Source organism: Frankia sp. Mgl5 (assembly GCF_023242985.1).
Lineage (GTDB): Bacteria > Actinomycetota > Actinomycetes > Frankiales > Frankiaceae > Parafrankia > Parafrankia soli.
On record NZ_JALKFY010000660.1, the window covers coordinates 1 to 8,754 of the forward strand.

8 protein-coding genes and 1 pseudogene are annotated in these 8,754 nt (G+C 75.9%); 4 read left to right on the plus strand and 5 right to left on the minus strand.

Annotation, left to right across the window (positions count from 1 at the left end; genetic code table 11):
- Window positions 1-61: 61 nt before the first annotated feature.
- Window positions 62-1,252, minus strand: coding sequence for a redoxin domain-containing protein (locus MXD62_RS21775; protein ID WP_368862431.1), 1,191 nt, complete (start codon window positions 1,250-1,252; stop codon window positions 62-64).
- A 201-nt stretch (window positions 1,253-1,453) separates the two neighbouring features.
- On the opposite strand from MXD62_RS21775, the gene ureG reads away from it, so the two are divergent.
- Both ureG and MXD62_RS21785 read left to right on the plus strand, forming a co-directional pair.
- Window positions 1,454-2,194: an urease accessory protein UreG gene (gene ureG / locus MXD62_RS21780; protein WP_248831340.1), complete on the plus strand. Its 741-nt coding sequence runs from the start codon at window positions 1,454-1,456 to the stop codon at window positions 2,192-2,194.
- Window positions 2,191-3,075, plus strand: a complete 885-nt coding sequence (locus MXD62_RS21785) for an urease accessory protein UreD (protein ID WP_248831341.1) — start codon at window positions 2,191-2,193, stop codon at window positions 3,073-3,075. The genes ureG and MXD62_RS21785 overlap by 4 nt, the downstream gene beginning before the upstream one ends.
- Before the next feature lie 57 nt (window positions 3,076-3,132).
- On the opposite strand, the pseudogene MXD62_RS21790 reads toward MXD62_RS21785, so the two are convergent.
- The 4 genes and pseudogenes from MXD62_RS21790 to MXD62_RS21805 form a co-directional block, all read right to left on the minus strand.
- A pseudogene (locus MXD62_RS21790) lies at window positions 3,133-4,365 on the minus strand (glycosyltransferase); the annotation flags it as partial.
- Complete coding sequence (locus MXD62_RS21795; protein ID WP_248831342.1) at window positions 4,337-4,999, minus strand: response regulator transcription factor; 663 nt, start codon at window positions 4,997-4,999, stop codon at window positions 4,337-4,339. The pseudogene MXD62_RS21790 and the gene MXD62_RS21795, both read right to left, overlap by 29 nt.
- Before the next feature lies 1 nt (window position 5,000).
- A complete protein-coding gene (locus MXD62_RS21800) occupies window positions 5,001-6,470 on the minus strand; it encodes a HAMP domain-containing sensor histidine kinase (protein WP_248831343.1) in 1,470 nt (489 codons plus the stop codon).
- Between the two features lie 74 nt (window positions 6,471-6,544).
- Window positions 6,545-7,099, minus strand: coding sequence for a hypothetical protein (locus MXD62_RS21805; RefSeq protein WP_248831344.1), 555 nt, complete (start codon window positions 7,097-7,099; stop codon window positions 6,545-6,547).
- 167 nt (window positions 7,100-7,266) lie between these two features.
- On the opposite strand from MXD62_RS21805, the gene MXD62_RS21810 reads away from it, so the two are divergent.
- Together MXD62_RS21810 and MXD62_RS21815 are read left to right on the plus strand one after the other, a co-directional pair.
- Window positions 7,267-7,932 (plus strand): hypothetical protein, encoded by a 666-nt coding sequence (locus MXD62_RS21810; protein WP_248831345.1) that lies wholly within the window; start codon window positions 7,267-7,269, stop codon window positions 7,930-7,932.
- 107 nt (window positions 7,933-8,039) lie between these two features.
- On the plus strand, window positions 8,040-8,624 hold the full coding sequence (locus tag MXD62_RS21815) for a class F sortase (protein WP_248831346.1): 585 nt from the start codon (window positions 8,040-8,042) through the stop codon (window positions 8,622-8,624).
- Window positions 8,625-8,754 lie beyond the last annotated feature (130 nt).

The window sequence follows — 8,754 nt, forward strand, 5'->3', positions numbered from 1 at the left end:
CCCCGCCGCCGCGCCCCCCCCGCCGCGGCCGGGCACCGGGGGCGGGCGCCGCCCGCGACGCTCACCGGTCCACCAGCGAGCGCCCACCGCCACCGCCACCCGACCCGGCCGCGTCGACGGGCGGGGGCGGTGCGGCGCTGGTCTCCTCCGCCTGCCAGTCCGGGAGCGGGCGGTAGATCGGGACGCCGTTCGCCTCCAGCTCGGCCCGCAGGCCGAAGTACTCCTGGCCGAACGGGTCGGCGCCGCGCAGCCGCATCGTCCCGCGCCGGATCGCCACCTGGTGGGGCGCCAGCCGACCCGCCTCCTCGAGGTAGCCCGCCGCTGCCTCGATCTGGCCGGCGCGGTACAGATGGATCCCGATGGCGGCGGCCAGCCGGGCGCGCTGGTCGTCATCGGACGGCGGGCGCAGGTGCCGACGGACGTCCTCGGCGCCGAGCCCCGGTCGCCCGGTCGTCACCCACCTGCGCAGCGCCGCGAGCGCGCGGGCGGAGTCGATGCCGTTCATGGACCGGAAGGTGTCCGTCGCGGTCTGCGTGTCGGGCGGCCGGACGAGGCGGCCGGCCTCGTCGATCCAGAACACGGTCGGGACGTTGGTCAGGTTGTAGCGCCCGGCCAGCACCCCGTCGGTGTCGATCAACGCGGGATGGGTGCCGCCGGCGGCGTCGATCCACTCCCTGGCGGCTGCCGGGTCCGCGTCCAGCGCGACCGTGACCAGGGTGAACCCCTGATCGGCGAGCTCGTCGTGCTGGGCCGCCCAGGCCGGCAGGTCGTAGCGGCAGCCGCACCAGGACGCCCAGGCGACGACGGCGACCTTGCGCCCCCGCAGGTCCGACAGCGCGGTCAGCCTGCCCTCCAGGTCGGGCAGCGCCACGTCAGGCGCGGCACCGGCGTCGGGGGCTCCGCCGTCGAGCAGGCCGCGCAGCTCGTGGCTGGCCGCCGCCGGGCCGAGCGCGACCACCCCCCGCACCGCGTCGACCATGGCGAGCCGCCCGGTCAGCCCGGCGAACTCGGCGACGTCGATCCAGTCCTCCGCGCCGAGCCCCCACTCCCCCGCGCCGAGCCGCCGCGCGGCGACGGACGCGGGGATGCAGACGTCGCCGCGGCACCACCCCTGTGGCCGCAGGCGCCACCCGAGCAGCCCGCCGCCCTCGGCCGGGCGGACGAGCACCCGCCCCGACCGGCCCGGGCCACCGGGCTCGACCCGCGCGTGCAGCAGGCTCGCTCGCCCGTCCTCCAGAACCGTCACATCCACTGTCCCGATCTCGTCCACCCATCGACCGTAACGCCGTTTTCGATAAAAAACAACGTTATCGATCTTCCGTTTCCATACTGTCGCAGCACGGGGCTACGCTGCGCAGGCCGGGCTGTGGTGCCAGCCCGGGGCGCGCGCGACTGAGCCGATCAGCACAGCCCAGCGCCGACCAGCAAGACCCAGCGAGACGAGGAGCGACCGGTGCACCTGGAACACGATCGGCCTCTCGGCGGGGGCGGGGGCGCGCCGGCCGCGTCCGGGGGCGCGGGCCCGCGCTGGCAGAGCCCACCGGGCACGCCCGCCGGGCCGGCGCCCACCGACCGGGCCCTGCGGGTGGGGGTCGGCGGCCCGGTGGGAAGCGGGAAGACGGCCCTGGTGGCCGCGCTGTGCCGGGCGCTGGCCGGGCGGATCAGGCTCGGCGTGGTGACGAACGACATCTACACCACCGAGGACGCCGACTTCCTGCGCTCGGCCGGGGTCCTCGACCCGGGGCGCATCCGCGCGGTGGAGACGGGATGCTGCCCGCACACGGCGATCCGCGACGACATCACCGCCAACCTCGACGCGGTCGAGGATCTCGAGTCCGACCTCGGCCGGCTCGACCTCATCCTGGTCGAGAGCGGTGGCGACAACCTGACCGCGACGTTCAGCTACGGCCTCGTCGACCGGCAGATCTTCGTCATCGACGTCGCCGGCGGTGACAAGGTGCCCCGCAAAGGCGGGCCGGGCGTGGCCGGCAGCGACCTGCTGGTCGTCAACAAGACCGATCTCGCTCCGCTCGTCGGCGCCGACCTGGCCGTGATGGCCCGGGACGCGGCGGCGATGCGCGGCGGGCGCGCCGACCGCCCGGTGCTGTTCACCAGCCTCCGCTCCGACGCGGGAGCCTCGGACGTCGCCGACTGGGTCCTCGCCCAGCTGCCGGCGCCCGCCCGCCCGCAGTGAGCCCGCCCGCGGTCAGCCCGCACGCGGCGCCGTCCCGCACGACCGTTCGGGCGCGCGCCGCGCTCCAGGTCGAGCTGGACGGCGGCGGGACGGCCAGGATCACCGAGCTGCGCGCGGCGGTGCCCGTGCTGCCGCGGCGCACCGGCGGGTCGGGGCGCGTCGTGGTGGTCCACCTTGTGGGCGGTGCGGGTGGCCCGCTCGCCGGCGACGACCTGGGCCTGGACATCGTCGTCGGCGCCGGGGCGCACCTGGTGGTGCGGTCGGTGGCCGCGACCGTGGCCCTGCCCGGCCACGGCGCCGGGCCGTCGACGTTCGCGCTGCGGGCCCAGGTTGGGCCGGCCGCGACGCTGTCGTTCCTCCCGGAGCCGACGGTCGTCGCCCGGGGAGCCCGCCACCGGATGACCACCGAGATCATCCTGGCGGCGGACGCGCGGCTGCGGTACCGCGAGGAGATCATCCTTGGCCGCTTCGGCGAACCGGGCGGCGACCTCGAGACCTCCCTCCGGGTGGACGTCGACCAGGCACCGGGCCCGGCGCCCACCACCGACGCCGGTACCGCACCCGATCCCGTCCCCGGGCCGCGGAGACGGCCGCTGCTGCACCAGGAGCTGCGGCTGGGCCCGCGCGTCCCGGGGGTGGCCGGGCCGGCGGTACTCGCCGGCGCCCGTGCCGTCGGGTCAGTCCTGGTCGCCGGGCCGGCGACCGGTCTCGAGCCGGTCACCGCCGCGGTAGGGGACAGTGTCGCCCTGATGCCCCTGGCCGGACCGGGGGTCCTCGTCTGCGCGCTGGCGGACGACGCCCTCGCCCTGCGCCGCCGTCTCGACTCCCTGGCCGGCGTCCTGACCGGCTCCCTGGCCGACCCGTTTCCCGGCGGGAGCTGAGTAGGTGCGCCCCTTCCAGGCGGCGCCCCGGCCGGCGCGGTGCCGCCGGGCCGAGTCCATGGTCATGGCCAGGTAGAGGGCCGCGGTGAACGGCAGCGCGAGCGAGGAGAGCACGGGCTGGTCGTAGTACCGCAGCATCGGTCCGAACGTCGTGATCATGACCGACCAGGCGAGCAGCCCGGCGGCGGCCACCGCCACGTTTCCGGCGGCGATGCCGGCTATGGTCGCGACGACCGGGGCGACGAAGACCAGGCCGAGCCCGAGAACCGTGCCCACGAGTAGCAGCGGCGACCAGAACAACTGCGCGTAGGCGGTGCGCGCCACCATGTGCCACAGGTCCGCCAGCCGCGGGTAGGGCCGGTGGCTGGAGACGTGGTCGGCGAGCCCGAGCCAGGTCCGCCCGCCGGACTTCTTGATCACGCGGGCCAGCGCGACGTCGTCGATCACCGCGTCCCGGATGGCGTCCAGCCCACCGGCGTCGGCGAGCGCCCGGCGGCGGACGAGCGAGCATCCCCCGGCGGCGGCGGCGACCCGCGAGTCCGGGTCGTTGGACCACCGGAACGGGTAGAGCATCGCGAAGAAGTAGACGAAGGATGGCACGATGAGGCGTTCCCATCCGGTGTTGACCCGTAGCCGCGCCATCTGCGAGACGAGATCAAGCCGGCGGGCCGTCGCCGCCCGGACGAGCTCGCGCACCGAGCTCGGACCGTGCGCGATGTCGGCGTCGGTCAGCAGCAGGAACTCGGGCGCGCCGGCCGCGGCGATGCCGTGCCGCAGCGCCCAGAGCTTGCCCGTCCAGCCGGCCGGCGGCTCGCTCGACCCGATGACGGTGAGCGCCACCGCCGCCTCGGGACGGGCCGCCGCCGCCCGCGCCGCCAGCTCCCGGGCCAGCTCGCCCGTCCCGTCGGTACTGGCGTCATCCACCAGAATGATGCTCAGGCGCCCGGGATAGTCCTGCGCGAGCAGTGAGGGAAGCGTGTCGGGAAGGACGTCCGCCTCGTCACGCGCGGGGACCACGGCGACTACCGCCGGCCACTGTTCCGGTGGCGGTCCGTCGCCGGCGGGCAGCCTTTGATCGGTCCGCCAGAAGAATCCTCGGAACAGCGCCAGGAAAATCCAGGACGCGAGCGAGATCAGCGCAATCACCAGCAGTGGAAGCACGCCAGGGAGGATGCCACACAGCCGGCGCCGCCGGTATCCGAAGAAAGAATCGTGGGGTACCCGCCCGACTAATGTGGCAGGATGCGGCGAGCCGGGTCCGTCAGGCTTCCAGCCGATATCCCATCCCACGTACGGTGGTTATACAGTCCGCGCCGATCTTGCGGCGTAGATATCCGACGTAGACGTCCACGACGTTACTGCCCGGATCGTAGTCGTAACCCCAGACCGCGGAGAGCAGCTGTTCGCGGGCCAGTACCTGGCCGGGGTGGCGCAGGAACGTCTCCGCGAGCACGAACTCCCGGGCCGTCAGGTCGACCGTCCGGCCGCCCACCTGGGCCCGGCGGGTACGCAGGTCGAGGCTGACCCCCCGGACCCGCAGGACGGTCGCCTCGGGCGCCCGGTCCGCCCGCAGCCGCAGCCGGATGCGCGCCAGCAGCTCCTCGAACCGGAACGGCTTGGACATGTAGTCGTCGGCACCGCCCTCGAGGGCGGCCACGGTGTCACGCACGCCGTCGCGCGCCGTCAGGACGACCACCGGCACGTCCACCCCGGCTCCGCGCAGCCGCCGCAGGACGGAGAAGCCGTCCATGTCGGGCAGGCCGAGGTCGAGGACGATCAGGTCGACCTCGGCCCGCAGGGCGACCTCGAGCGCGGACGCGCCGTCGCCGACGCAGACCGGCAGGAACCCGTTCGCGCGCAGGCCCTTCTCGATGAACGAGGCGATCCGGTACTCGTCCTCGGCGATCAGCACCCGGTTGGCCATCTCAGTCCCGCCCCCCGGCCACGACACCGACCACGGCACCGGGCCGTCCCGTGCCGGAGGGGCCACGGCGGGGCACCGCCAGCTCGAAGGTCGCGCCCTCGCCGGGCCCGCCGAGGACCTGGACGTCACCGCCGTGCGCCACCGCGATCGCCCGCACGATCGCCAGGCCGAGCCCGGCGCCCTCGGACGTCCCGCGGCCCGGCCGGCCACGGGCGAACCGCTCGAAGATCCGGTCCCGGTCCTCGGGGGCGACCCCCGGACCAGAGTCGGCGACCCAGAAGCGGACCACGCCGGCGCGCGACCGGCAGCCGAGGCGCACCTCATCACCCACACCCGTGTGCTGCACGGCGTTCTGCGCGAGCTGGACAAGCGCCTGCGTGATCCGGTGCCGGTCCATCACGGCCGTGCCCGAGCCGGCCTCGGCCAGCCGCCACCGCCGCGGCGCCAGCGCGCCGACCCGCGCCATCAGGTCGTCGGTGAACGCGACGAGATCGACATCGGCGACCCGGAGGAAGTCGGGCTGCCGGGCCTTCGCCAGGGTCAGCAGGTCGTCGACCATCCGGCTCATCCGGTCCAGCTCGTCGGTGACCAGGGCCACGGTCTCGGTCCGCTCCGCCGGATCGTCGGAGAGCAGTTCAAGGTGCCCGCTGATGATCGTGATGGGCGTGCGCAGCTCGTGGCCGGCGTCGTCGACGAACGCGCGCTGGGTCGCGAAGGCGTCCTCCAGGCGGTCCAGCATGCTGTTGAAGGTGCGCGCCAGCTCGGCGATCTCGTCGCGGCCCGCCACGGGGATACGCCGGGAGAAGTCCGTGTCGCTGATGGCCTGGGCGGTGCGGCGCAGCTCCCGCACCGGCGCGAGCACGCGGCCGGCCACCAGCCATCCGCCGGCACCGGCCAGAGCCAGGGCCGCGAACCCGGCGATCGCCAGCACCCGGACCACCTCCTGCACCTCGGCCCGCTCCCGGTCCGCGAAGACAGCGGCGGCGAACACGCCCCGCTCCGGTGCCCCGGCCACCTGGACCGGGACGGTGGCGAACCGCACCTCCCCCGCCGGCGTCGTGATCGTCCCGTACCGCGGCTGCGGGCCCGCGACGAAAGCCGCGACCACCCGTGGATCGTTGTCCAGCCGGTAGACCGGCTCCTCGGCGCTGCGCCGAAACGGCCGGCCGTCGACGAGCGCGAGCATGGTCTCGTTGGACCCCGGGATGGTGCGCTCCAGATGCGCCTCGAGCAGCTCGCGCACGTCGGTGAACGGCCGGGACGTCCGCGGGTCGACGCTGGCGGTCGCGAGGCGGCGCAGCTCGGCGACCTGACGGGCCAGGCCCCGGTCGACGCGCTCGTCCGCCCTGGCCAGGAGCACCTCGCGCGAGACCAGCACCGACCCGGCGAGCGCGACCCCCACCAGCAGCACCTGCCATCCGAGGATGTGCAGGCGCGCCGAGGTCGCCACGTGCCGCGCGGCGCGGCGCATCCGGGACGGCCTCACGACCTAACAGCCTGGTCGACGGATCCCCCGGCACGCATGTGCCGTGGATGAGAATCTCCTCATCTCATCGGTGACGGCGCCGGCGTGGCCCGGGAGGGCGGCATGGGCGCCGGCGCTGACGGGACCTCGGCGGGCGCCGGCTCATCCCTCGGGATCTGCTCCGGCTCCGCGGCCTGCGCGGGGGCCGCGCTCGGTACGGCTGCCGGCAGCGGGCGGTACGTCACAGCGGGGACCCCGGTGAGGCCGGCGAACCCCTCCGCCCCGGGTGTGAGCCGGCCGGACTCGACCATGGCCGCGAGCCAGCGCCGGGTGGCCGCGTCCAGGTCGCTCTCGACACGTGGCGCGGGCTCGGTGGGAACGGGCATCGCGGAGGGCGGGCTGGGCGACGCCGAGACGCCCGCCGGCAGGAGGATCGGTCCGCCGAGGTCGGGCGGCGGCGGCAGGCTGCCTCCGGTGACGGCGACCCCGAACCCGGGCGCTGCGATCGCGGCCGCGACGACCACCGCCAGCACGACCCCGGGGACGGCGACGAGCAGCCGGCGGACGACGTCCGCGGAGGTGGCACGGGCACGGGTGGTCCGGCGGTACCGCCGGTCCCGCCGGATGGGCCTCACGGTGACTAAGGCTAAGACGTTCCGGACTCTCGGCGCGGACCGGGCGCCGTGGCCGATGAGAAGGCTCTCACCCTCGCCTCACCGCGAGCCCATGATCGGCGACAAGCGTCGCTCGCACGCCGCGGACTCGCCGCGACGGGCAAGCACCGAAGCGAGGTCACAACTCCATGGGTCACACCGCTCATGATCGTGCGGCGCGGGGACGCGCGGCCGCCACGCACCTGACCGCGCCCCGCCGCACCGCGCCCCCCGGGTTCAGGCTGCTGGGTTCGGTCGGGCTCGCGGTCGCCCTCGTCGGTGCCGGCACCACCGGCACCGCGTACGCGGCCAGCGCCCCGGCTGTGCCCGCGCCGGTGCCGGTGCCGGCGCAGGCGCAGGCACCAGCAGAGGCACCGGCACCGGCACAGTCCGCGCCGTCCGAGGCACCCGCGCCGGTCCCCGCCGTCCCGGGCGCGACGGCGGCTCCGTCCCCCGCGCCCGTTCCCGCGCAGCCGGGTGTCCCCTCGGCGCCGACGCCGAGGCCCGTCCCCGACTGTGAAAACCTGCCGACGACGATTCCCCGCGAGGAGCTGGCCGTGTTGCGCCAGCGCTGTGCCGTCGCGGTGGCCGGGGACGACGACTCCGCCCTTCCCGTCGGCGGGATCGACACGGGGGCCGGCGGCACCGCGCGCACGGGCGCCGCGTTCGGCACCGGCGGGGCAGGCCAGGCCGGGGACGAGCGCGGGCCCGCGCTCGCCCTCGCCGCAGGCGGCACCGGCATCGGGGCACTGGCCGGTCTCAGCGTGCTGGCGTCCCTCGCCGCGCGGCGGCGCAGGGCGCGGGTCGAAAGCTGACCCGGGCCTGGGCCAGAGGCTGGCACCGGACCGAGACCCGCCACGAGACCCGGACCCGGACCAGGGCCCGGCGCGGGTGGCGGGCGTGGCTGCCGGCGGCGGCACTCGTGGTGCTGCTCCCCGGGTCGCTGTCCTGCGGGCCGCGACCGGACCGGTCTGTCACGCCGCCGGCGGCCACCTCCTTCGCCGTCGGTACGGGCAGCGGGGGCGGCACCAGCGACGGAGGTGGCACGGGCGCGCACCCGGCCCAGGTTGCCGACCCGGTGCGGGTCCGGATCCCGGCCATCGCCGTCTCGGCGCCCGTCGTGCCGTTGGCCCTCGACGAGGGTGGGCGGCTGCGCGCGCCAGCCGGCTTCGACGAGACCGGGTGGAACTTCGCCGGCCCCGAACCGGGCGAGGCCGGCACCGCGGTGATCGCCGGACACGTGGACTCGCGGACGGGCCCGGCGGTCTTCTTCCGCCTGCGGGAACTCGCCGCCGGCGATCGGGTGGAGGTCGACCGGGCCGACGGGTCGTCCGCGGTCTTCGTGGTGCGCGGACTGGCCCGCTTCCCGAAGGACGCTGTGCCCGCCGCCGACGTGTACGGCCCCACGGGGGCGCCCGCGCTGCGGCTGATCACCTGCGGAGGAGTCTTCGACCAGGCCCGGTCCAGCTACCGGGACAACATCGTGGTGTTCGCCGACATGGCCTGACCACGGTTGGACGGAGGCTGGGGGAGTGGCCTGGCCAGCGGCCGGGGGGGGGGGCCCCCCCCCCGCCCCCCCCCCCCCCCCCCCCCCCGCCCCCCCCCCCCCCCCCCCCCCCCCCCCGGGGGCGCCGGCC